The following is a 22,920-nucleotide window of genomic DNA, read 5'->3' as shown; positions in this document are numbered from 1 at the left end:
TCTTATTGTCTGGACCAATAATCTTGTAATTGATCTGCAGGGCATCCAGTCACCTCTTCGAGCGCAGCGCCGTAAAATTCGCCGGCGCCCGTCATTCTCCACACGGCCTGCAGGCGCTGATCATCATGGAAATCACTGCCGATTTGCAAAACATGCAAAGCAAATAATTCACGGTCTTTTTTATCGACGATGCCATACCGCGTTGCATGGGCCAATGCTGAAAAAACCGCCTTTTCCCATAGCATTGGCAGCGCTTTCCCCCACCTCAACCACGCGGCATGGACGGTGGAATAATCATCCACCTGCACCCACTGTGCCGCGCTTAATATCAGCCGCTGGCCTGACGCCGCATGGGAAGCAGACGCGCCGTCCTTATCCAGCGCATGCCGCATCAGGTTTTGCCGACGATCCAATGCGATCACGCTGCTGGCAGGTCCCAGCATCTGACGTCGCTGGTCGACGGTCATCACTGTCCATAACCATTCACGCACGCCAGGGTCATGAAATCTGAGCAATTTTTCCAAACCTTGCACCGCATGAATGTAGCAATGGCTGGCCCAATGGCGGGCCAGGTCTTCCGGCGCTGCGTCACTGATGATCCATCCGGCGATCGTCTGACCGTTACCCGCCAACAGACTGTCCTTGCCCCAGGATTGCCAGGCAAGTTCGACACTCATTTTGAACAGCTCGGCGTCGGCATACTCATCCAGCGCCAGCTCGATCAGATAAGGCGCGAACCGCTGGTCGAAACGGGGGTGGGCAATGGGCACAACTATTTTTCTTTTCTGCACGATCGCGTGCGAAGAAAATGGATCTCCCTGGGCAGGATTGACCCACAACAGACATCGGTCATGTGCCGTGTCATAAAATTGTTTATGCAGCAGCTGAAGTGGTGCTTCCCATGCTAGGCTGGCAAGCGTCTCGGTCATCGCTTCCATGCAAATTCCCCGGGCTATAGTGTTTGTGATCCAGCCTGGGTGGCGCTGGCATTCCTGCTGGATTGCTCGCACCCCTTTATGTCACCTGCCGGCAATTGCATTGCCGCGCTACTGCTCGCCGGCCCCGCAAACTCCTTCATGCCAGCCTTGAATTCCATCTTGCCCGGGCCATGAATCTCGATATTGCCGCCTTCGAGCTTGATATAGGCGCCTTGCACTGTCATCAGCACATGCTGCTTGCCGCTGATGTGCACGCTTTTGCTGACGCTGGCCACGGTCACGGCCTTGTCTGCGGTTAATTTTGTTTCATCAGACTGGCTCTGGCTGCTGACCTTGCCGCTGGCGGCGTGCAGGCGGATGCCGGTTTCCTGGTTGGGTTTGTCGGCCTGGCTGGCTTTGCCAAAGGTAAACAGGCTGATGCCAGCACTGATCGCGTGAAAATGGTTGCCTTGCGCGCCGAAATTGATGTCCTGTCCTGCCGCGATGCTGCTGGTATTGCCGGCGGCGAAAAGAGCGCTGAGCGGCGTGGTGGCGGCTATGCCGGCCGGGCTGGACAATTGCAACTGGGGCGCGCCATAGGCCGTCACCGGGCTCTCGCCCGTGCCCGCCGTCCCCTTGAGCATGTCGAGGCTGTTCACCACTTGCTTCAGCGCCGGCAGCGTATCGGACGCCGCTGCCGTCTGGCCTTGGCCGGCGTTCAGCACCGCCTTGTGCTTGTGCGCCGTCTCGGCAAGCGACGTCAGCAGGGCCAGACTTTGCTCGATCTGGGCCGTCGCTTCCTTGGTATCCATCTGCGTGCCGCTGGCATTGCCACGCCCGTCGGTCGACAGCAGCAGCCCCTGTCCCGCACGCAGCGCGGCGCTGTGCTCGGTTTTCAGTTCGGCGCCGAAGCCGGCGGCGGCCAGCCGCTGGTTATCCGTCTGATGGCGCAGGTGTCCCAGGTTCAGTTCGGCAGTACCCTGGTGGGCGCCCGCATGGCGCTGCAAGGCCACGCGCGGCTGGCCCGGGCTGTCGTCGAATACCAGCTGGCTGTAGGCCGCACCGCCCTGCTGGCTGGCCTGCATGGCCTGGCTCTTGATGCCGGACAGCGCGGCCGGGTGGGCATGCGCGCCTGCTTCGCCGGGAAACCAGGCCGGTGCATTGCCTGTGGCCGGCCCGGCGCCATGGGCCACGCGGTTATTCTGGGCATCGACCGCGCCCTCGCCGTTGTAGACGGTGCCGATGACGAGCGGCCGGTCGATATTACCCTCGAGAAAATCGATCAATACCTCCTGACCGACGCGCGGCAAGGCATGGCCGCCCCAGTTGGCGCCCGCCACCGGCGCCATGGTGGAGGCCACGCGCACCCAGGTGCCGGCACTGTCGTCGCCGGGCGCGCCAGTATGCTTGCCGCCTGGCGGATGGTCGAGGCGGCTGTGGCTCATGACGCCGCGCTGCCAGTGGAATTGCACCTTGATGCGGTGGTCGCGGTCGGTGTGAATCGCGGCGCCGGCCGGGCCCACCACGACGGCCGTCTGCTGGCCTTGCACGGTCGGGCGCGGATGCAGCACATGGCCGTGCTGGTCCTTGCCGCTGGCGCGATAAGGAATATTGCTGCGGATGGCATCGATGCGGTTGCGGTACACGGGCCGTTCGGCAATGGCGCCCAGCAGCGCGGGCATGCGGTGCAGGCTGCCGGCTTGCTCCTTGCGGATCGCCGCATCGAGCAAGCCCGTCTTGAGCGTTTGCACAATGGACGACTGCAGATCCGCGCTCAGGTTGTTGTGCATCAGGTGCACCGCGCGCACGATCAGGAAGCTGCGTTCGTCGTCGCTGCCGGCCTGGTCGAACACCGGCTGTCCCTGCAGGACAAACGTGGTGCCGGGCGACAGGGTACGCACGGTACCGGCCGCCACGTGGACTTCCTTGCCCGCTTCGAGCGCCTGCAGCTGGTTGCGCGCGATGCGCAGGCCCTGTTCGCGCGTGGCGTAGGCATAGGCCCCTGGCGCGTCGCGGCTCTGCAGTTCCACGCCCTGCGCCTGGCCTGCCGCGCAGGCGACGCGCTGGTCGAGCGCGCGGTAATCCCAGCTGCCCATGGCAATGGCATTGGTCTGCTGGCGCAGTTCGGTGCGCCAGCGGTCAATGCTGTCAACCTTCATGACGGCGCCCGGCTGCGTGAAATGGATGCTGCTCTGGGCATTCGGCTGGAACGCGCCGTTATGGTCAGCGATCACCAGGCAGTGGCTGCCCAGGCTGGGGCTGCCCGGATCGCCGCTATGTTCATAGTAATAAAACAGGCCTTCCTCATGCATCAGGCGTTGCGCGTAGGCCCAGTCGCTTTCCTGGTACTGGGTGCTCAGGCTGCGCTTCGGGTATGCCGCGCGGTCGAGAATCTCGAAACGCCAGGCCGGCGCCAGCTTGCCCTGCCCCTGATAAGCGGCAAACAGGGCGTCGAGGATATCGATTACCGTCATGTCCTGAAACACGCGGCTGTCGCGGCCGTGGGCCAGAAATGCGCTCCACGGTTCCAGGGTCAGGTGATAGCGCGCCATGCCCCCGTTCGCGCCAACCAGTTCGACGGCGGTGAGGTGGCCGTGGAACGGACGCGGCGACTCGGCGCTGGCAGCCGTCATCAGTTGCAGCAGGGCCGGCTGGCCTATCAGGGCACGCAGCGAAATGGCGGCGTCCGTGGACAGGGCCGCGATCTGGAAGACGAAGCCCGAGCTCAAGCCTTCCTCGCCGCGCACGCACTCGGCCAGCAGGCGGTCGGCGCCCAGGGGCGTGGTCAGTTGCAGCAGTCTGCTGGCTTGCGTGAAACTGGCGGGCAAGGACATGGACATCCGGAACTCCAACACGGGGTTTCCCGTAAAAATTAGCAAATAAGCACTTTTACAAAAACCATTACACCCTAGAAATTTCGTTGAAGCAAGCGTGTTTCGATTGAAATCGGGACGGCGGCAATCATTGCGTGCCGTTAAGGCCGCGCAGCTCCGGCATGGCCGGCTCCGTGGGCCGCCCCCATGAGCAAGCGCGCTGCCATTGCGCGGGGCCCGGCGTTGCCGGTGCAGATCGCATGCGGCACACCGCGCGCATCAGGCCAGCGCATGGATTGCCTGATGGCCATGCACTGCCTCGCTTTCCTGGCCGCGTATTTCTTCCACGGCTACAAACACATAGACGCGGTGGCCGCGCGCCAGGTGGGTGCGGTAGCGGGAATAACGCGCCGAGCCGACCATTCCCGCCCCTTCGCTGCTGCGCTAGCCGTCATTGTCGGGCAGGCCGAAATCCGCCAGTTCTTGCCCCCGACGGACAATGATTTGCTCGCATCGGTCCACAGCATGTGCAGGTGACGAGCGCGACCGTTCCTGCAGCGCCGCGCTCATTGCGCGCCCTTCGCTACAGTCCTGGCTGCCTTGCATGGCGGCTTGCCCGTATGGCCGGCGCAGGTTCTCTGCCGGCAACTCTCCGCCGCCGCCGGCTTCAATTTGCTGCATTGTTGCAGCTGAACTTGCAGGCTGGGCGGCGTTTGTCTGGGCGGCGTGCCGGCCTGGGCATGCGATACCAAGGCCGCAAGCAGGGCCACGTCGCTTTCCTGCTCCGGCGTGGCGGCGGGCCTGGCCTCCCGACCAGCGGACTTGTGCGGTGCTGCCGGTGTTTTTTTCTGCGGTGCGCGCGCCGGCCTGGGCGCGCTCTTCTGCGGGCCTTCCAGTGCCTTGCTCAGCACATCCCTGGAACCGGGCACGGGTGCCGAAACCGGGACTGGGGCTGGCAAGTCGGCGTCCAGCATTTCGCTCAGGCTCTGCCGCGGCGGCGGCTGTTCTTCCTCGCGTATGCTGGCCGCGGCGACGACGGGAGCGGCGGCCACGGCCGGTGTTTCCGCTGCAGGCACCATGCCAGCCAAGACGGGTTCGGCCACGGCCGCCGACTCGCGTTGCCCCAGCCAGGCTCCGGCGGCCAGCAGCAGCACGGCGCCGGCCAGCATGCCCCCCCAGACAGGCCAGCGGCGCGCGCGCCTGCCGTCATGGGGCGCGGGCGCGGGCCGCCTGCCGCCTTCGAGATGGCTGAGTATGCGGCTGCGGTCCGCCTCGGCCTGCTGCGCGGGCGTCAATAAGCTGGGCCTTGTCGATGGCCGTGGGCTGTCGTCATTGCTTTGCAAAATCTTAACTCCTGTCAATATTTGCAACACCTTACGACAATAAAAAAAAGCGTGACGCATGTTAGGAAATCAATAGTGCATACCCGGCGCACAATTGAAATGTAGCCCCCATAATTAGCAAGTTAGTAAGATATACTCAGCGGCAATATTAGCGCAAACGCTGGCACAGCGGCATTCCGCTGCCGTGCATGGCACCTTTCTCGAACGGGGTGGGCGTGTTTTTATTCGCGGTGGCACTGTATTTTTTACTGGCATGCCTGATCAGCTGGCTCGTGCTGTTTCCATCCGGCCGCGAACTGCTGATGCGGGCGCTGGCGACGGCCGAACACAGCTTCGCGCTGCGGCTCGGTCGGATGGCACGGCGCAGGAACGCCGGCCTGGACACGCTGCGCCGTGGCGGCGCCAGCAGGCTGCTCGGCAGCGCGGCGTTCGTGCGCCGCCATTACCTGCTGTTCCTGGGCGGTGCGGCGGTGATGTGCTTGCCACCGTTGATCGCCTTGCTGGCAAGCAGCAAGAGCGTGTTGGGCGGGTACGAGGTCTCGACGCGCGAAATGAATACGCAAGTGTCGGCCCTGCTGCAAGGCGAACAGCTGGTGCCGCCGGTGGACTTGCCGCCGCTGGTGTTCGCCACCGAGGAAGTGCAGCAAGTGCGGCCGATGCTGGTATCGGCCAGCCGCAACTGGACGCTGCTCCATGCCGAATACGCACAAAGACTGTTGCTGGTGTTCAAGATCATGAAGGAAAGACATGGCTACGACATGGCCATCCTGGAAGGTTACCGCAGCCCGGAACGGCAAAACATGCTGGCCGACATGGGCAGCAATGTCACCAATGCGGCCGCGTTCCAGAGCTGGCATCAGTATGGCCTGGCGGCCGATTGCGCCTTTTTGCGCGATGGCAAGCTGGTGATCTCGGAAAAAGACCCCTGGGCCATGCGCGGCTATCAGCTGTACGGTGAAGTGGCCGAATCGGTCGGCATGACCTGGGGGGGCCGCTGGAAAATGATGGATTTCGGCCACACCGAACTGCGCGTGCCTGGGGTGATGAAACAGCAACGATGATTGGAAGGAGCACATATGGCTGGTCCCGTAATCAGGTTGGGCGATAAAACATCGCATGGCGGCAGCGTGCTGGAGGCATCGGCGGTGACGGACAGCGGCGGCATTGGCATCGCGCGCGTGGGCGACAAGGTGTCATGCCCGCGGCCGGGCCATGGCACCTGTCCCATCGTCAGCGGCGACGCCAGCTGGATCGTCGATGGCAGGCCGGTGGCCCGCCAGGGAGACAAGACCAGTTGTGGCGCGGTACTGATCGCCAGCCAGCAAGCGACCACGGATCAGCTATGAGATCCGGCCGCCACTGCAAGGAACCGCGCTGATGCGCCCGTGGCTGCGGCGCAGCCTGTTGATACTGGCCGTGTTCGCCTTGTGCTGGGGCGGCGCGATCTGGTACTGGCGCAGCAGCACGCGCATGCCATCGACGGGCGACCTGGCCGGCAGCATGCTGGCGTTGCCGCTGGCGCTGCTCGCCTGCTGGTGGCTGGGCAGGAAACTGCTGGCCAGGCTGGCCGCGCCGGCTGCACCGCCCGCGCTGGCCGAGGCCGCCGGCGCCGCCGCCGGGGCGCCCGGTATTGTCCCTGCGCCGCGCGCGCCGCTGCACCTGGCCGCCGCCGCGTTGCGCATGCCCGGTGGCGCCTCCGCACATGAACTGGCGGCCGCCTTGCTGGACAAGCAGCAGCGTCCAGAGCTCGACCCGGAACTGACCGACGCGCAAGGCTACCCGGTGATGAGCGCCCGCGTGGCGGACCTCGATGAACATGCCCAGAAGACCCTGCTTGACGCCTGGCTGCAGACTCGCCCGGCCGATACGGCACAGGCTGCGGCGCCGCATTTCGATGCCGAACACTTGCGCGCACTGGCGCTGGGCGCCGGCGTACTGACCGAACTGATGCAGGAAGCGGCGATGCACACGGGACTCGACCACGACAAGGCGGCACAAACGGCCGCGCGCGCCGCGCTGCCGCTGCCGACCCTGCAACTGCATCTGCTGTTGCCGCCCGACTGGGACCCGCAGCAACGCGACACGGGCGCCGCCTGGCTGCGCGCGCAAGCGGAACAGCAGGGCTGGCCATCCGACAGGCTCGGGGTGCACCTGGCCGGCGACGGCGGCCCGCTGGCGCTGATCGAACAACTGGCCGCGCAGGCCGCCTTGCAAGAGCAGCCTTGCCTGGCCATCGTGCTGGCCTGCGGCTCCCATATCGGCGAGCTGACCGTGCATGACTGGAGCACGCGGGGCCTGCTGTTCCATGCCGGCCAGCCGGGCGGGCAGATTCCCGGCGAAGGCGCGGCCGGGCTGTTGCTGGCCGATGCGGCCCAGGCGGCGGCGCTGCAGACGGACACGCCGGTACTGCTGCACCATGCCAGCCTGGCAGCGCGTGGCCAGTCGGCGGACAACCGTGGCCATGGCGATGCCACCCTGCTGGCGGAACTGGGCAGCAAGGCCATGGTGGCGGCGTCGGTCGCCCCGGCAGCCATCACGCGGCTATACGCCGATGCCGACCAGCGCTCCAGCCGCATGATCGAACTGATGAACAATGCCGGCACGCTGCTGCCCGATCTCGATCTCAGCAACGACGTATTCAGCGTGGCCGCGGCCTGCGGCCAGAGTGGCCAGGTGGCCACCTTGGCGGCGCTGGTGCTGGCGCGGCACGAGGCGGCCGGCAACGCCAGCCAGGTGCTATGCCTGAGCAATCTCGACGCCTTTCACCGGGCCGCCGTGGTGGTGGGTACGCCGGCCCTTGCCCCCGCATCCCTCGCAGCGACGTGACCCCGCCATCCACCATGCCTATCAACCTCTCGCCCCTCATATCATGATGCAACGATTCTGGCATTCCCTTACGACCCGTTTCAGCCTGTTCGCCATCGGCTTCGTGGCGCTGGCCGCGCTGCTGGCCAGTTGCGCCGTCATTTTTCAATGGCCGCTGGTCTGGATCGTGCCGCCGCTGGCGCTGGTCTTGCTGGTTGCCAGCGCGGGATGGTGGCTGCAGCGCAGGCGCCGCCAGCGCGATGCCGCGAGCTTCGGCGGCATGCTGGAGCAGCAGACGGCCGGCGCGGCGCCCAAGGCTGGCCCTACCCAGCGCGAGGAGACCGAGGCCATCCGCAAGCGCATGCTCGAAGCGATCGGCACCATCAAGACATCCAAGCTGGGCCAGCTGTCGGGCGACGCGGCCCTGTACGGCTTGCCCTGGTATATGGTCATCGGCAATCCAGCGGCCGGCAAGAGCACGGCGATCGCCAATTCCGGCCTGCAGTTTCCTTTCGCCGACAGCAAGATCGTGCAAGGCATCGGCGGTACCCGCAATTGCGACTGGTTCTTCACCACGGACGGCATCCTGCTCGACACGGCGGGCCGCTATTCCGTCAACGACGAAGACCGCGCCGAATGGTTCGGCTTCCTGGCGCTGCTGAAAAAACACCGCAAGCGCGCGCCGATCAACGGCATCATCATCGCCGTCAGCATTGCCGAACTGACCGGCAGCCGGCCCGAATTCGCCATCAACCTGGCCAAGAACCTGCGCCAGCGGGTGCAGGAACTGACGGAAAAACTGGAAGTGCACGCCCCCGTTTATGTGGTGTTCACCAAGGCCGACCTGATTACCGGTTTCAGCGAATTTTTCCAGGACACGGAACGGGGCGAACGCGACCGGGTGTGGGGCGCCACCCTGCCCTACAGCCAGACCAGTTCCAGGCAGGACGTGCTGGAGCAGTTCGACCAGCGTTTCGATGAGCTGTATGACGGCCTGAAGGAGCTGAGCCTGGCCAGAATGGCGCTGCAGCAGCAGGAACGCATGCCGCCGGGCGTGTTTACCTTTCCGCTCGAGTTCAGCGCGATCAAGGGTGCGCTGCGCGCCTTCATCGCCACCCTGTTCGAGGAAAACCCGTTCCAGTTCAAGCCCGTCATGCGCGGCTTCTATTTCACCAGCGCACTGCAGGAAGGCAAGTCGGTATCAGCCTCGTCGGAAAGGGTGGCGCAGCGCTTCGATCTGAAATTGCAGCCGCAGCAACAGAACGCCGTGCAGGACCAGCACGGCTACTTCCTGCTCAATCTGTTCCGCAAGGTGATCTTCGCCGACAAGGAACTGGTCGCCCAGTACGCCAGTCCGGCCAAGACCCGCTTGCGCTATGCCACCTTCTTCGCCGCCACCGCGCTGGTGGGCCTGGCCCTGGCCGGCTGGAGCTGGTCCTACATGGCCAACCGCCAGCTGGTGGCCAACGTGCAGGCCGACCTGGACCAGGCGATCAAGGTACAGGACAAGCGGCTCGACCTGCAATCGCGTTTCGAGGCGCTGGAAATCCTGCAGGACAGGATCGAGCAGCTCGATGCCTACCGCAACAGCCGGCCCGTCTCGCTGGGCCTGGGCCTGTACCAGGGAGAGCTGCTGGAGCGCAAACTGCGCGAAGAGTATTTCTCTGGCGTGCGTGAAGTGATGCTGGGCCCGGTCGCGCAATCGCTGGAAGCTTTCCTGGCCGAGGTCAATGCCGGTGCCAGCCGCCTGCAGCCGATGGCCAGCACGCCGCAGTCCGGCGCCGTGCCGGCCGGCGCGGCCGCCACCCTGCCCGCGCCGGCAGGCACCCTGGCCGCACCCGTGGCCGCCACGCCGACGCCGGCCCTGGCCAGCGCGCCGGCCGCCGTGCCGCCAGCGACGGCCGCCGCCGTCAACCTCGGCGCGCAGCAGTTCAAGGATGCCTCGCCGGCGAATGTGGAAGACGCCTACAACGCCCTGAAAACCTATCTGATGCTGAGCGACAAGTCGCGCGCCGAAGCGAGCCACCTGAATGACCAGCTGACCCGCTTCTGGCGAGTCTGGCTCGACAGCAACCGGGGCAGCATGCCGCGCGAACAGATGATACGCAGCGCCGAACGCATGATTTCGTTCTACCTCACGCAGGTCAACGACCCGTCCTGGCCGCAGATCGACAGCAAGCTGGCGCTGGTCGAGCAGTCGCGCGACAGCCTGCGCCGCGTGGTGCGCGGCATGCCGGCGCGCGAGCGCGTGTACGCCGACGTCAAGGCACGCGCCGCCACGCGCTTCGCCTCGATGACGGTGGCGCGCATCGTCGGCGAACAGGACAAGGAACTGGTGCTGGGCAGCTACGCCATTCCCGGCACCTTCACGCGCGACGCATGGGAACAATTCATCCAGCAAGCCTTCCAGGAGGCGGCCAACCGCGAACTGCAAAGCGCGGACTGGGTACTGAAAACGGCGTCGAAGGATGACCTGACACTGGAAGGCAGCCCGGAGCAGATCCAGAAAGCGCTGGTCGAACTGTATAAGACGGATTACGCCAGGGAATGGCAGAAATTCATCCAGGGCGTCAGCATCCGCGAATTGAACGGCTTCGACAACGCGGCGGCCGCCATGAACCGCCTCGGCGATCCGCAAACCTCGCCGATCAACAAGCTGATCGAGACGGTGTACAAGGAGACCTCGTGGGACAACCCGTCGCTGCTGGGCCAGGGCTTGCAGCGTGCCCAGCGCGGCATGATGGGCTGGTTCAAGGAAACCATCCTGCGCCAGAAACCGTCTGGCATCAACGTCAGCATCGGCAGCGGCGCGCCCGCCGCCGGCGCATTGCCGATGGGGCCGGTGGGCCGCGAATTCTCGGGCGTGGCCCGCCTGGTGGTGACGAAGGACAAGGACGCTTCGCTGATGCGCGGCTACATGGAAGCGCTCTCCAAGCTGCGCGCCCGCTTCAACCAGATCAAGAACCAGGGCGATACGGGCCCCGGCGCCAAGCAGTTCATGCAGCAGACGCTGGACGGCACCGGCTCGGAACTGGCCGATGCGCTCAAATACGTGGATGAACAGATGCTGACCGGCATGACCGATGCGCAAAAGCAGGCCATCCGGCCATTGCTGGTGCGCCCGCTGATGCAGACGTTCGCCGTCATCATCAAGCCGACCGAGACGGAGATCAACAAGGTCTGGCTGGCGCAGGTGCTGGAACCGTTCCAGAAAACCCTGGCGCCCAAGTATCCGTTTGCGCCCGCCTCCGGCAGCGAGGCCAGCAATGCCGATATCGGCCAGGTCTTCGGACCGGAAGGCAGCATCGCCAAGTTCTTCAATACCACCATCGGCCCGCTGGTGGTGCGCCGCGGCGATTCGCTCAGCGCCAAGACCTGGGCCAACATGGGCATCGGCCTGGCGCCGTCCGTGGTAGCCAGCTTCCCCGGCTGGATCGCGCCGCTCAGCGCCAACGGCGTGGCCACGGCGGCCGGCGCCGGCGAAGCGCAAACCCGTTTCGACCTGCAGGCCCTGGCCGCCGCCGGCGCCACCGAGTACACCATCGAGATCGATGGCCAGGCGCTGCGCTGGCGCGGTCAGCCGCAGCCATGGATCCATATGGTCTGGCCGAATCCGCAAGGCGTGCCAGGCGCGCGCATCAGCGCCATCACGCCGGAAGGCCGCGCGGTCGTGCTGCTCAACGAACCTGGCCATTTCGGCCTGAAGAAAATGATCGATTCGGCCAAGCGCAAGCGCAAGGATGGCGGCGTATTCGAACTGAGCTGGGAAAACAGCGGCGTGACCGTCGCGGCCAACCTGAAGATCGTCGCCACGCCGCCGCCGGCCGCCGCGCCCAGCACCGCCTCGGGCGCCGCGGGTTTCCGCGGCCTGAAGCTGCCGGAAATCGTGGCCCAGAGCGTGCCGGCCGTGAATGCGCCTGGCGCCGCCACCGGCAATGCGGCCATCGCCGCCGTCGCGCCATGAGCCGCACCACCGCCACCCCGATCGGCTACTTCGGCAAACTGCCCAGCCGCGGCGACTTCGTCAAGGCCAGCGACAACCCGGCCCTGCTGAAGATCCTCGACGACTGGCTGGCGCAGGCGATGGACCTGCTGAGCGCCGACGCGCGCTGGAGGCTGACCTACGATGCGCTGCCGCCCATGCATTTCGCCTTTATCGGCCCGCGCCGCGGGCGCGCCATCGCCGGCCACATCGCCGCCAGCAGCGACGCCTCGTCCCGCCGTTTTCCCTTCCTGATGATGAGCACCATGGAAGTGGACCAGCCTGCCGCGTTTGTCGCCAACAGTCCGCTGGTGCTGTCGCGCCTGTGGAACCGTTGCGAGGCGCTCAGCAACGACATGCGCGGCGCCGACGCGGGCAATGCGCTGCATGCGGCCAGCCATGCCAGCATCGACCTCGACCTGCGCGCCGCCGCCTATGAAGCCACCTTCAACGATTTCCTCGACATGCAGACGGTGGGCGAACTCGACGCGCTGCTGGCGCCCACCGGTTTCACGGGCACGGTGCGGCAAGTGCTGCTGGCGCTGGGCCTGCTGTTGCAGCCGGTGATGGCCAGCAGTTCCAGCCGGCTGGAGAAAAGTCTCGAACTGCCGCTGCCGGCCGACCCGCTGTACCGCAACATGGTGGCGGCATTCTGGATGCACCTGATCACGCCGTTCCTGGCGCGTGCCGATTTCGAGCTGGCACTGTTCATCACCCGGCTGCGCGGACGCCAGACGCTGGTGCTGGGATTTTCCGGCGCATCGGCCCAGACCCTGCATGTGCTGATGAACCCGCAAGCGGCACTGGATCACCATATCGCGTTCGACGAGCTGGACTGGGTCGAGGAACAGGTCGGCAACGACTATGCGATCAAGCAAGTGTCGACCTATCTGGCGCAAGCCAACCTCTCGCTCAAATCGGCGCACGATTCCTTGCGCGCCGCCTTTATCGGAACCTGACCATGCGCGTATCCCGGACCGTTCTCCTCCTCGGCATGGCACTGGCCGCCATGCCCGCTTCGGCGCAAGTGCCGACGCCGGCCGCTTCGGCGCCGGTCGCCGTATCGATCCCCACGGCCGCCACGCCGCAGCCAGGCCAGGTGCTGGCGGCAGGCACCGTGCCCGACGAAGCGAGCAAGGCGGCCGTCCTGGCGCGCCTGCGCGAGCTGTACGGCGCCGACAAGGTGGTCGACCAGATCGCGGTCGGCCAGGTCGTGTTGCCTGCCAACTGGAACGCCTATGTGCAAAAGCTGCTGTCGCCCAACCTCAAGCAGATCAGCCGCGGCCAGCTGAAAATCGACGGCAGCGTCGTCAGCGTGCGCGGTGAAGTGGTCAACGAGGCGCAGCGGCAAAAGATCGCCAGCGACATCGCCACCAGCCTCAATCCCACCTACACCGTCAACAATGGCCTGCGCGTGTCGGCCAGCGAACAAGGCGTACTCGACACCGCCCTGGCCAACCGCACCATCGAGTTTGAAAGCGGCAAGACCCTGCTGACGCCATCGGGACGCGCCATCCTCGATGAAATGGCGGCAGCGATGCAAAAGCTGGCCGGCCGCAAGGTGGAAATCATCGGCCATACCGACAACCAGGGCTTGCGCGCCAGTAACCAGAGCCTGAGCCAGGCGCGGGCGGAAGCCGTCAAATTCTACCTGGCATCGAAAGGCATCCACGGCGAACTGCTGACGGCGTCGGGCCAGGGCTCCGACCGGCCGATCGCCAGCAATGACACGGTGGACGGGCGTGCCCGCAACCGGCGCATTGAATTTCGCATGGCGCAATAACCATCCATCAGGGGACCACATGTTTTCAGCCGAACAATTATTACTTCCCATTAGCAATGAACAGCCGGCCGGCGTGGATCTGGCGTTCTCGCCCGAACTCGACGCCATTACCCAGGCGCGCAAGTTCGACGACCCCTCGCTCGACCAGGGCGAATGGGTCGCCGACCTCAAGGAAGCCGACTGGGACTTCGTCGTGCGCAGCTGCGCCGGCCTGCTCGCCGGCAGCAGCAAGGATCTGCGCCTGGCGGTCTGGCTGACGGAAGCGGGCACCAAGCGCTATCACTTGCGCGGCATGGGCGAAGGCCTGCTGGTGCTGGCCGGGCTGTGCGAAAAATTCTGGGAGCGTGGCCTGTTCCCGCAAGCCGAGGATGGCGACCAGGAGCAGCGCATCGGCAACCTGGGCTGGATACTCTCGCGCATCCCGGCGCTGCTGCGCGAGGTGCCCCTCACGGCCGGCCCGGGCGGCGCCTTTTCCAGCATCGATTTCGAATCGGCGCGGCGCCAGGCCAGCCTGGGCGATTCAGCCAGGCAGCATGAGGGCGTCAAGTTGTCCGACATGGAAGCGGCGCGGCGCAACAACTCGGCCGCCTTTTGCGCCAGCTTCGCCGTCGACGCGCAAGATTGCCTGGCAGCGCTGCACAAGCTGGAAAGAGTGGTCGACGCCCGGCTGGGCAACGACAGCCCTGCCTTCTCCACGGCGCGCGAAGCCGTCGAAGCGATGCTGCGCGTGATGCCGGCCAGTGCCGGCGTGGCGCCCGCCGCCGTCGCCACCGCCGCCAGTGGCGCGCCGGCTGCTGACAGCGCGATGGCGCCGGCCATGCCGGCGATCCCGCCCGGTCCGCCCGGCGCCATCACTACCCGCGCGCAAGCGATCGAGCAATTGCGCGCCGTGGCGCAATTCTTCCGCCGCAGCGAGCCGCACAGCCCCGTTTCGTATTTTGCCGACAAGGCCGCAAATGCCGCCGATCAGGATTTGCACAGCTGGCTGCGCTCGGTGGTCAAGGACGCCGGCTCGCTGGCGCATATCGAAGAGCTGCTGGGCGTGCAGCCACCCGGCAATGGCTGAAATCGATGTGCACGCCGTGGCGGCGCGCCTGCCGCCGCCACGGCGTGCAGGATTGCATTGGGCCTGGCTCGGTCCTATTTCGCTTTTCCCCGGTCTTCCTCGCGCCAGCGTTTTAACAGCTGCGCCTTCCACTCGGCCTCTGCATTGGCATATTTCAAGATGACCTTCTTTTCCGCCAGATAGTACAGCCGGGCTTCCTGGCTGGCTTGCTGCATTGCGTTTTTCGCGGTCTTGACCGCCCGATCCAATTTTTTTTCCGCCTCGACCCCGGCATCGTGCACATCGTGGCCGACGCGGGTGGCGCCATCGACGATCATGCGGCTTGTTTCCCGGTACGTTGCGACCGCTTGCCGTTCCAGCCGTTTTTCGGCCTCGGCCACCGCCCGCGCCGTCGCAGCGACCTTTCTGCGCGCCGCGCGGTAGGTACTGACCGTGAAACCATACAGCTGCTGAAAGTATGTGACGGCCGCATCGGCCGCTGCCTTGACGGCTTTCAGCGATTCATTGGCGACATTCGACATGTTCGAATAATCATCGCTCTGCACGAAAACGTTGCGGAAGCGGCCGTAGCCGCCCGTCAGCCATACCGGTTCGTGCTTGCCGAGGACGCGAAAGCCGGCCCGCGAATCGTGCACATAATCTTCAAACAGCGTGACGCAGGCAGCCGGCGGCTGCGCGCCTTCCGTCATGATGTTCAAAAACCGCTCTTCCCAGTCGCTCAAGGGGTCTTTACCTTCTTCGACAAACAGCATGCCCGCCGGGCTGGTGCGATGCAGAACCGTCTTGGCACGTTCACCGAGCCACCCCAGCACGCCTGCATTGGCGTTCTTTCGCTCGCGCCACGAACGCAGATAGATTCCCAGATCGGAATCGGCCTCCAGCAGATCTTTCTGGCCCGGCTGGTCCGACTCCCTGAAAAAGCGCTTGTTCTTCAACTGCGACTTTCCCTGCGCGTGCAGCATGCCGCGCCAGCGCAGATATTGTTTTGTATGCGCCTCGGTAAAGGTCTTCACGTCAGCACCCTTGATGCCGTTATGCGTCAGCCAGTTGTTGTAGGAGGCGATCAGTCTCGGGTCGGTGGAGAAGGATTTGAAAAGTGCTTCTCGGTTTGCTACTTTCATCTCTTTCAAGGTAAATAACGGCACACCTGCTTTCAGGGCGGCGAAATGCATGTCGATCAAGGGAATCTGCGACAAATGCGGCGACGGTCCCCAGCCCGGCATGGAACGGCCCTGCTCGCCAGGGTAGTATCCACCGCCCACGTCGGAATGCATGCCAGGGTAACCAACATTACCCCGTCCCGTCGCCGATTCCAGCGGAAAACTGGCGCGCTGTTCATGCAAAGCGATGAAATGCGTGCACTCCTCGACCACAGGATGGATGCTCTGGGTTCCATTTCCCCAGGCCATATGTCCGAAGGTGACCGGCGTCACATCGCCGACGCCAACGGCGGCAACGGTATCAAAAATTCCCAGGAAACCTATGCGTATGGATACGCCTGCCAGCTCAAACGCACCAGTTTCCCGTTCGAACACCTGATGCAGCCAGTGCGCGCTGGCGCGCGCTTCGGCCGCGCCACGGGAAAAGCCGAAGATGGACACATTGATTTGCTTGAGCTTGCGCTGATGAGTTTTAACGACACGCGCCAGTTTTTCTTCAAGCGACGTCAGCATTGTCCAACGCTGCGCGCCTTCCAAACCGAGCAACATTTGCGAACTCATCAAATTGACCAGCAGCCTTTGCTCAGCAAGTTCGATCAACGGTTTACCTGTCAAATACTCATGAACCGCATTGATCAAGGAAGTGATACCCCAGTTGATGCGATCGGCGCCCATGTAACCGAAACCGCCACCCGCATTATCCGTCAATGCCTCGACCGTATCGCCAATTTCCTTGAATGGCGTGCCGACACCGGGCATGTATGCACGAAAGAATCCATTTTCTGGCTCATCAAGATGTGCATCCCACAGCCTGGCAACATTGCTGTGCTTGTTTCGTTGCCGCTGCGTCAGGTGCTTGGGATTGACTATCGGATCTTTCTGTCTCCAATCGTGATTATTGCCACTCCCATCATAAAACAGTCCGATATAAATCTGCCCCTGACATTCTGTTTTATAGGGCGACCTGACGCAAGCCATTGCCTTGGCACGCTGTGCAGATTCTTTTGCAGTCAGCTTGCGTCGCCCATCGAGCGGGGCTTTTCTTCCTGTATAGATAATAGACATTTTGATAAAAATTCCCGAGTTATTTCACAAGGCCTACAGGTTTTATTCCCATATTATTTCTAGCGGAATTCCCGGCTTCAGTTCCACCTCCTTGCCAGCAAGTGGATACTTTCGATGCCCAAGCAAGTATTTTGTTACAAATACCTTATAACTTCCATCATAAAGAAAATGGACGACAAACATGCTGGCGTCGGCGCGAGAATACTGCGGCACCAACACTGTTTTTTCTACGCGGATAGCCTTTCCATTTTTTATCGTATCCATGACTATCGTTGCCTTCATGCCCGGCTTCCATACAGATGGTATTGAGAGACAGCAAGTTTGACCGCCCCCCCCTTCTCCAGGAGCGAGGTAGCCGGCTTCTGCGGACGAGCCATCTTGGAGAGTCACAATATAGCTGCCAACCCCGTGTTCGGTATGGTTATACGCAGTCAAACTCACGCTGATTTTCATTGCATCTTTGCTACAGGCCATATTTGAAAACAATAGAAAATTACACAAAAAAAACCAACCAAATCGCCTCCCCAATAAATTCACAACCATCTTCCAGAAAAATTAAAATAAATTATCATAAATAACATCCACCTCGAAAAATTTACTCCCATATTATTTTAATCGGCACGCCCGGGTGCAATTCAGCTTCTTTTCCAGAGAGTGGATATTTTCGATGTCCCAGAAGATAGCTGGTCACAAACACTTTATAGCTTCCATCGTGAAGAAAATGTACGACGAATTTACTGGCATCGGCCCGAGCATACTGCGGTACCTGCACCGTTTTTTCTACCCGAATATCCTTTCCATTTTTTACCGTATCCATGACTATCGTTGCTTTCATGCCTGGCCTCCATACAGACGGTATTGAAAGACAACAGGTTTTTCCGCCGCCCCCTTGCCCAGGGTCGAGGTAACCAGCCTCTGCTGAGGAGCCATCCTCAAGTGTCACGATATAGCTTCCAATACCATGTTCGGTATGGTTGTACGCTGTCAGATTGACGTCAATCCTCATTGGTTCCTTGCTACAAGCAGTATTGGAAAACGATAGAAAAATACATAAAAAAGCATAACCAAATTTCCTTCCAAATAAATTCATCATAGCCGCCCAAGAATTGAAAATAAATTATCGTAAAGAACATTCATATCAGGAAAATTATTTCCATATTATTTCAAGCGGCACCCCCGGTTGCAATTCAGCTTCCTTTCCAGAGAGTGGATATTTCTGATGCCCAAGTGAATATTTAGTTACGAATACTTTATATCGTCCATCATGCAAGAAATGAACGACAAATCTCCCAGCGTCAGAGGCCACATAGGGCGGTACCGGCACCACTTTCTCCACTCTCACATCTTTTCCGTCTTTTATGGTATCCATGATAACGGTGACTTCCATCCCTTTCTTCCATACAGCAGGGATCGAAAGACAACAAGTTTCACCTCCACCACCCTGACCTGGAGCAAGAAATCCAGCCTCAGTCCAGGAGCCGTCCGCGAGTTTTACAATATAGCTACCAACTCCATTTTCAGTATGGTTGTATGCAGTGAGATTCACGCTAATTTTCATATCTTCCTTGCCACATGCCGCATTTGAAAACGCCATCAAAATACACAAAAATACATTGAGTAAATTTTTTGGGAATAGTCTTTTTATCATTTGAGTTCCTGAAATCCCTTCACTAAATACATCCCGAGATTGAAATGAAAAGTAAATCAACTTGAGGAATAGCTTATCCCTTGGGCTCATACGCCTCCCACAGCGGCGGCCCCGCTTCCCAAACGCTCGTCGGCAAGGCTTGCAGCGCGTCGTAAAAAGCATCGAGCGATGCGGGTGGGTTTTTCATGAATGCGATAAACGAGGGCTGCTCCATGGCCTTGCCGGAGGTATACAGCGCCAGCAAGACGTACTGCGTTTGCCGGTCCAGGTCGTCGATCCCGGCATCAAGCGCGCGCTGCTGGTATGTCGCGACAAAGGCGTTCAGCACGCGCGGCGGCGTGTCATTGGTTTCATCGGTGATCACGCGCCGCAAATGGCTGACCAGGTTGGCCGTGTCCGCCGGTTTCAGCTTCACGTGCATCACCGCGCCAGATGCCTGCGGCGCGGCTTTTATCGTTGTCTGTGCCGCGACGTTGCCACTGGCCAACGCCAAGACCAAACTCAGGCACAGTGCCAGTGCCGGGAGCTGGTCAAGCTTCAAGCTGCACACCCCATAAGGGCGGACCGGCTTCCCATACATCGTCGGACAAGGCTTGCATGGCTTCATAAAAACTTTCGATAGAGGTGGGTGGGTCTTGCATGAGCGCAATGAAATCGGGGTGGTCGATGCCTGCGCCGGAGGTATACAGGGCCAGCAGCAGGTACTGCGTCTGGCGGTCCAGGTCGTCGATGCCGGCGGCCAGTGCGCGCTGCTGATAGCGGGCAACGAATTCGTACAGCAGCCGGGACGGGGTTTCGTTGGTTTCGTCCGTGATCACGCGCCGCAAATGGCTGATCAAGGTATCGACGTCGCCCGCATCGACCAGCATGCCGTATTGCGCATCATCCAGTTCAATCAGCAGCGAGTCCCCGGAGGCAGCGTCCGGCACCGCAGCGGCAGTGTCGACCTCCAGCAGGACGGCTACGTCGCCAAAACGGTTGAGGTACTGCAAGCTCAACAGTCCTGCCACGAACTGCCCGCGCTGTCGCGGCGCCAGGCAGGCCAGCCAGACCGGCAGGATGCGCGTGTCATACCAGCGCAGCATCATCTGCTGCCCATCGCTCAGGCCGACGGCGTGAAACTGGCGCAAATGCCGCGCCAGTTCGGGCAAGGGCCATGGGCTTTCCATCCAGCTCAGGCAAGGCGCGCCATAACCGAGCTTTTCAGCCCAGTCGCACACTTTCTCCAGCATGGCCGGCGACAGGCCGGACAGCCGTATCAGCAGGGGCGCGATCTCCGGCAGGCTCGCTTCATGGGTTTCCTCGAACAGCGAGCTATACGGCACTTTCCAGCGCTCCAGTGCCAGGTGGCTGTTTTCGGCTTGCGCGCTATCGAGCAGCAAATAAGGCAGGCGTTGCCGCTCAAGACTGGCCCGTACCCAATCGTGCAATGCCGAAACGCTGTCGGGCGTCAACGCAGCACTCCCGGGGCGCCCTGTTGCATGGCGCTCAAAATGCAGTTTTTACAGGTACTCAACGGCAACGGCGGCATCACATACGGCGCCCGCGTGGGGCCGATAAAACTCTTCTTGCCGGCATATACCGTGATCTTGCCCGGGCACTGGATGGTGATACTGCCGCCCTCGATGGTGATGTTGGCACCGCCCGCCGTCGACAGGCGCAGGCTTTTGGCCGCCGCCCAGTCCACATGCGCGTTGGCGCTGACGACGTTGATCTCTTCGCGCGCCTGGATCTGCAGCACGTCGCCTTGCGCCTGCGCATCGATGGCGCCCTGGGCCGCGATCAGCTGCGCCCCGGCATCCCCCTCCCCGGCCTTGACGGCGCCGCCCAGCATGCCGATGGCCTGGCCCGCGTGCAGGCGCCACTGGCCGCCGCCGATGAACTGGGTATCCTGCCCGCTCATCAGGACGACGCTCTCGCCATTGGCCAGTTGCAGGTCTTGCCCGGCGATCACGGCCAGATCAGCCTTGGCGGCTATCGCGATGATGGCGTCCCTGGTCTGTGGCAGCGCTTCATGCATGCCCGCCACGCTGGCCAGCATGGCTTTCAGGGGCGCAGCCTGCTCGTCGAGTTCACTGGCGTTCGGCGCGCTGGCGCCGATATGGCTGGCGTAGGCCACCGTCTGGTGCGTCCTGGCGGCCTGGCTGAAGGTGTCGCCCAGCAGTACGGCCTGTTTCAACAGGGCCATGCCGCCGGCATTGTCGCCGGCCGGCTCGCGCTGCGCGGCGTCATGCCTGAGCACATAGCTGCTTACCAGCAAGCCCGCCTTGGCGCGCAGGGCGCCATACGCATCGGTGCGCAGCTCGGCGCCGGCGCCGCGCAGGCTGCCCCGGTAATTATCGGCGCCGTGGATCAGATGACCCAGGTTCAGCTCGCTGGCCGCATGGCTGCTTTTCAGCTGCACCCGGCCCTGGCCGTCGGTGTCGTCGAACAGCAGCTGGTTGTAGCCCGCCATGCCGCCCGCCTTGCCGAATTCCTTGCTGCGGATGCCCCATTGCGCCGCGCCGCTGCGATGCTCCGCGCTGGCCCCTGCGGCGCCATGCCACAACGGACTGTTGCCGCCCGCCAGATTGCCCTGGCCCGCCACTGCGTGGTCGTGTGCCGGCTGGAACACGCCCGTGTCGCCAGGCGCGCGCGCCACGCCGCCCGGCGTCGGCTGGCTGCCGCCCTCGCCCTGGCCGTTGTACAGCGCGCCGATAATGACGGGCCGGTCGATATCGTTTTCCAGGAATTGCACCAGCACTTCCTGGCCGATGCGCGGCAGGAACTGGCTGCCCATGCCGCCGCCGGCCGCGCGCTGCGCCACGCGCACCCAGCAGCCAGCGTGCTGCTCCTGCTGCCAGTGAAAGCGGATGCGCACCCGGCCCAGCTGATCGCAATGGATGTCATCGGCGCCGCTGGCCACGTCATTGCCATCGGCGCCCACGACAATGGCGCTCTGGCTGCCCAGGGCGGTCGGCGTGGCGTGCTGGCGCGCATCACTGCCATTCTGCAGGGGACGCCACGGAGTGCTTGCGGTGATCATTTCGAGGCAGTTGGCGTAGCCGCTGGCCTGCGCCTGGGCGATCGCGGCGGCGAAATCGGGAAACCCCGCACTCCACTGCGCCACGGCTTCCTCCAGCAATTCCGGTATCGGGCCGAACAGTTCGGCCAACCCCTCCAGCGCCGGCACCGGCAGGTTGTTGACGCCGATGCTGGCCACGCGCAGCACGACATATCCGGGCGCGGCCCCATCGGCTGGCTGCAATGGTCCCTGCGTCAGGGTAAACCGGGTACCGGCGCGCAGGGTGCGCACGGTCGAGCGTGCCTGCCACAGCTGGGCACGCGCTTCGTGGGCCTGCATCTGCAATTGCGCGTAGCGCTGCGCCTGGGCGGCGCTGGCGTACCAGTACTGGCCCGGCGTATCGTAGCTTTCCAGTACCGGCGCGTTCTTGCCGCCAAGCGCGATGTTGGCCGGCACGCTGGCCGCCACCGCCTTTTTCGCCTTGTAGTCATAGCTGAGTACGCTACTCAGGCCCGGCCGCAGGCTGCGCCGCGCACTCACTGCCTGCACGCTGTCGCCCGGCTCGCCGACGCGCGCGCCATGAAAGCGCAGTCCGCCCGTCTGGGCGCTGCTGGCGTCTTCGGGCGTGGCGCAAGCCTGGCTGCTGTCGGCAAAGACCAGCATGGTCTGATCGTCAAAGCGCCACGCCAGCCCCTCTTCCGTCAGCAGGCGGCGCACGAAATCGAAATCCGATTCGCGGTACTGGCAGCAATAGCTGCGTTCTCCCGCTTCCTGCATGAAAGACGCGACCTCGTCGCTCCAGCGCCACAGCGCGTATGGCGCATACGCCTGGAATATCTCGTCGACGATGGCCATCACGCTGCGGTCTTGCCAGACGCGGCTGTTACGCACCTGCGTCAGCAGCCATAGCCAGGGCGTGATGCGCAGGCGGTAGCGCGCCAGGCCGCCGTTGCTGCCCAGCATGGCTGCCGCGCTGATGTAGCCGGAAAATGGGGTGCGCGTGCCGTCCGCCAGGCTGATGTGCAGGCTGGCAGGCTGGCCCAGCAAGGATGCCAGTGCCACATGGGCGCTGGTCGACAAGGCGATGATGTCGCGCGCCCCGATGGCTTGCAGCTGCTCGTCGGCGGCCCAGGCTTCGACCAGCAGGCTGGCGTCCGCGTCCTCGCCGATGGTCAGTTCGTACAGCCGCGTGGCGCTCGTGAAAGCGGCCAGCGCATCAGCAATCTTCTCGGTCGAGGTGGATGACATGCGATTCCCGTCTGTCGTTACCGCGCTTTATATATTTGATAACTATTGTAGCGAGGAATGTATATCGCAGGAGCGCGATTGAAATC

Annotated in this window: 18 protein-coding genes; 8 read left to right on the top strand and 10 right to left on the bottom strand. The window is 63.0% G+C overall.

Going from position 1 to position 22,920, the window contains the following annotated elements; translation table 11 throughout:
• Nucleotides 1–2: 2 nt before the first annotated feature.
• The gene (locus tag ACZ92H_RS14195; protein ID WP_465049853.1) at nucleotides 3–938 is read right to left on the bottom strand and encodes a DUF4123 domain-containing protein; all 936 of its coding nucleotides are present in this window, start codon (nucleotides 936–938) and stop codon (nucleotides 3–5) included.
• A gap of 14 nt (nucleotides 939–952) precedes the next feature.
• The gene (locus ACZ92H_RS14190) at nucleotides 953–3,757 is read right to left on the bottom strand and encodes a type VI secretion system Vgr family protein (RefSeq protein ID WP_465049852.1); all 2,805 of its coding nucleotides are present in this window, start codon (nucleotides 3,755–3,757) and stop codon (nucleotides 953–955) included.
• 180 nt (nucleotides 3,758–3,937) lie between these two features.
• Here ACZ92H_RS14190 and ACZ92H_RS14185 point away from each other — a divergent pair, with 180 nt between their 5' ends.
• Nucleotides 3,938–4,267, top strand: coding sequence for a hypothetical protein (locus tag ACZ92H_RS14185; protein WP_465049851.1), 330 nt, complete (start codon nucleotides 3,938–3,940; stop codon nucleotides 4,265–4,267).
• A 29-nt stretch (nucleotides 4,268–4,296) separates the two neighbouring features.
• Here ACZ92H_RS14185 and ACZ92H_RS14180 read toward each other — a convergent pair whose 3' ends face one another.
• On the bottom strand, nucleotides 4,297–5,073 hold the full coding sequence (locus tag ACZ92H_RS14180; protein WP_465049850.1) for a hypothetical protein: 777 nt from the start codon (nucleotides 5,071–5,073) through the stop codon (nucleotides 4,297–4,299).
• Nucleotides 5,074–5,261: 188 nt separating this feature from the next.
• On the opposite strand from ACZ92H_RS14180, the gene ACZ92H_RS14175 reads away from it, so the two are divergent.
• The 7 genes from ACZ92H_RS14175 to tssA are packed head-to-tail and all read left to right on the top strand — an operon-like array spanning nucleotide 5,262 to nucleotide 14,709.
• Nucleotides 5,262–6,134, top strand: coding sequence for a M15 family metallopeptidase (locus ACZ92H_RS14175; protein ID WP_465049849.1), 873 nt, complete (start codon nucleotides 5,262–5,264; stop codon nucleotides 6,132–6,134).
• A 15-nt stretch (nucleotides 6,135–6,149) separates the two neighbouring features.
• A complete protein-coding gene (locus tag ACZ92H_RS14170) occupies nucleotides 6,150–6,419 on the top strand; it encodes a PAAR domain-containing protein (RefSeq protein WP_131368884.1) in 270 nt (89 codons plus the stop codon).
• Between the two features lie 31 nt (nucleotides 6,420–6,450).
• Entirely contained in the window at nucleotides 6,451–7,899 is a 1,449-nt protein-coding gene (locus ACZ92H_RS14165; RefSeq protein WP_465049848.1) for a hypothetical protein, read from the top strand.
• A 46-nt stretch (nucleotides 7,900–7,945) separates the two neighbouring features.
• Complete coding sequence (tssM, locus tag ACZ92H_RS14160) at nucleotides 7,946–11,842, top strand: type VI secretion system membrane subunit TssM (protein ID WP_465050054.1); 3,897 nt, start codon at nucleotides 7,946–7,948, stop codon at nucleotides 11,840–11,842.
• Nucleotides 11,839–12,819: a type VI secretion system-associated protein TagF gene (gene tagF, locus ACZ92H_RS14155; RefSeq protein WP_465049847.1), complete on the top strand. Its 981-nt coding sequence runs from the start codon at nucleotides 11,839–11,841 to the stop codon at nucleotides 12,817–12,819. The genes tssM and tagF overlap by 4 nt, the downstream gene beginning before the upstream one ends.
• 2 nt (nucleotides 12,820–12,821) lie before the next feature.
• Nucleotides 12,822–13,643, top strand: a complete 822-nt coding sequence (locus ACZ92H_RS14150; protein ID WP_465049846.1) for an OmpA family protein — start codon at nucleotides 12,822–12,824, stop codon at nucleotides 13,641–13,643.
• A gap of 19 nt (nucleotides 13,644–13,662) precedes the next feature.
• A complete protein-coding gene (gene tssA, locus ACZ92H_RS14145) occupies nucleotides 13,663–14,709 on the top strand; it encodes a type VI secretion system protein TssA (protein ID WP_465049845.1) in 1,047 nt (348 codons plus the stop codon).
• A gap of 74 nt (nucleotides 14,710–14,783) precedes the next feature.
• On the opposite strand, the gene ACZ92H_RS14140 is transcribed toward tssA, so the two are convergent.
• From ACZ92H_RS14140 to ACZ92H_RS14110, 7 genes are all read right to left on the bottom strand, one after another.
• On the bottom strand, nucleotides 14,784–16,934 hold the full coding sequence (locus ACZ92H_RS14140; RefSeq protein WP_465049844.1) for a T6SS phospholipase effector Tle1-like catalytic domain-containing protein: 2,151 nt from the start codon (nucleotides 16,932–16,934) through the stop codon (nucleotides 14,784–14,786).
• Between the two features lie 42 nt (nucleotides 16,935–16,976).
• Nucleotides 16,977–17,387 (bottom strand): DUF3304 domain-containing protein, encoded by a 411-nt coding sequence (locus ACZ92H_RS14135; RefSeq protein WP_465049843.1) that lies wholly within the window; start codon nucleotides 17,385–17,387, stop codon nucleotides 16,977–16,979.
• A gap of 142 nt (nucleotides 17,388–17,529) precedes the next feature.
• Nucleotides 17,530–18,027: a DUF3304 domain-containing protein gene (locus tag ACZ92H_RS14130; protein ID WP_465049842.1), complete on the bottom strand. Its 498-nt coding sequence runs from the start codon at nucleotides 18,025–18,027 to the stop codon at nucleotides 17,530–17,532.
• A gap of 54 nt (nucleotides 18,028–18,081) precedes the next feature.
• On the bottom strand, nucleotides 18,082–18,672 hold the full coding sequence (locus tag ACZ92H_RS14125; protein WP_465049841.1) for a DUF3304 domain-containing protein: 591 nt from the start codon (nucleotides 18,670–18,672) through the stop codon (nucleotides 18,082–18,084).
• Nucleotides 18,656–19,123: a hypothetical protein gene (locus tag ACZ92H_RS14120; RefSeq protein ID WP_465049840.1), complete on the bottom strand. Its 468-nt coding sequence runs from the start codon at nucleotides 19,121–19,123 to the stop codon at nucleotides 18,656–18,658. Before ACZ92H_RS14120 ends, ACZ92H_RS14125 begins: the two co-directional genes overlap by 17 nt.
• Nucleotides 19,113–20,036 carry a DUF4123 domain-containing protein gene (locus tag ACZ92H_RS14115; RefSeq protein ID WP_465049839.1) on the bottom strand — a complete coding sequence of 308 codons (924 nt, stop codon included), beginning with the start codon at nucleotides 20,034–20,036 and terminating at the stop codon, nucleotides 19,113–19,115. Before ACZ92H_RS14115 ends, ACZ92H_RS14120 begins: the two co-directional genes overlap by 11 nt.
• A complete protein-coding gene (locus tag ACZ92H_RS14110) occupies nucleotides 20,033–22,834 on the bottom strand; it encodes a type VI secretion system Vgr family protein (protein WP_465049838.1) in 2,802 nt (933 codons plus the stop codon). The genes ACZ92H_RS14115 and ACZ92H_RS14110 overlap by 4 nt, the downstream gene beginning before the upstream one ends.
• Between the last annotated feature and the right edge of the window lie 86 nt (nucleotides 22,835–22,920).

Source organism: Janthinobacterium foliorum (assembly GCF_978021625.1).
The sequence above is the reverse complement of the archived record's forward strand: the minus strand, read 5'-3'. Positions and strand labels throughout refer to the sequence as shown.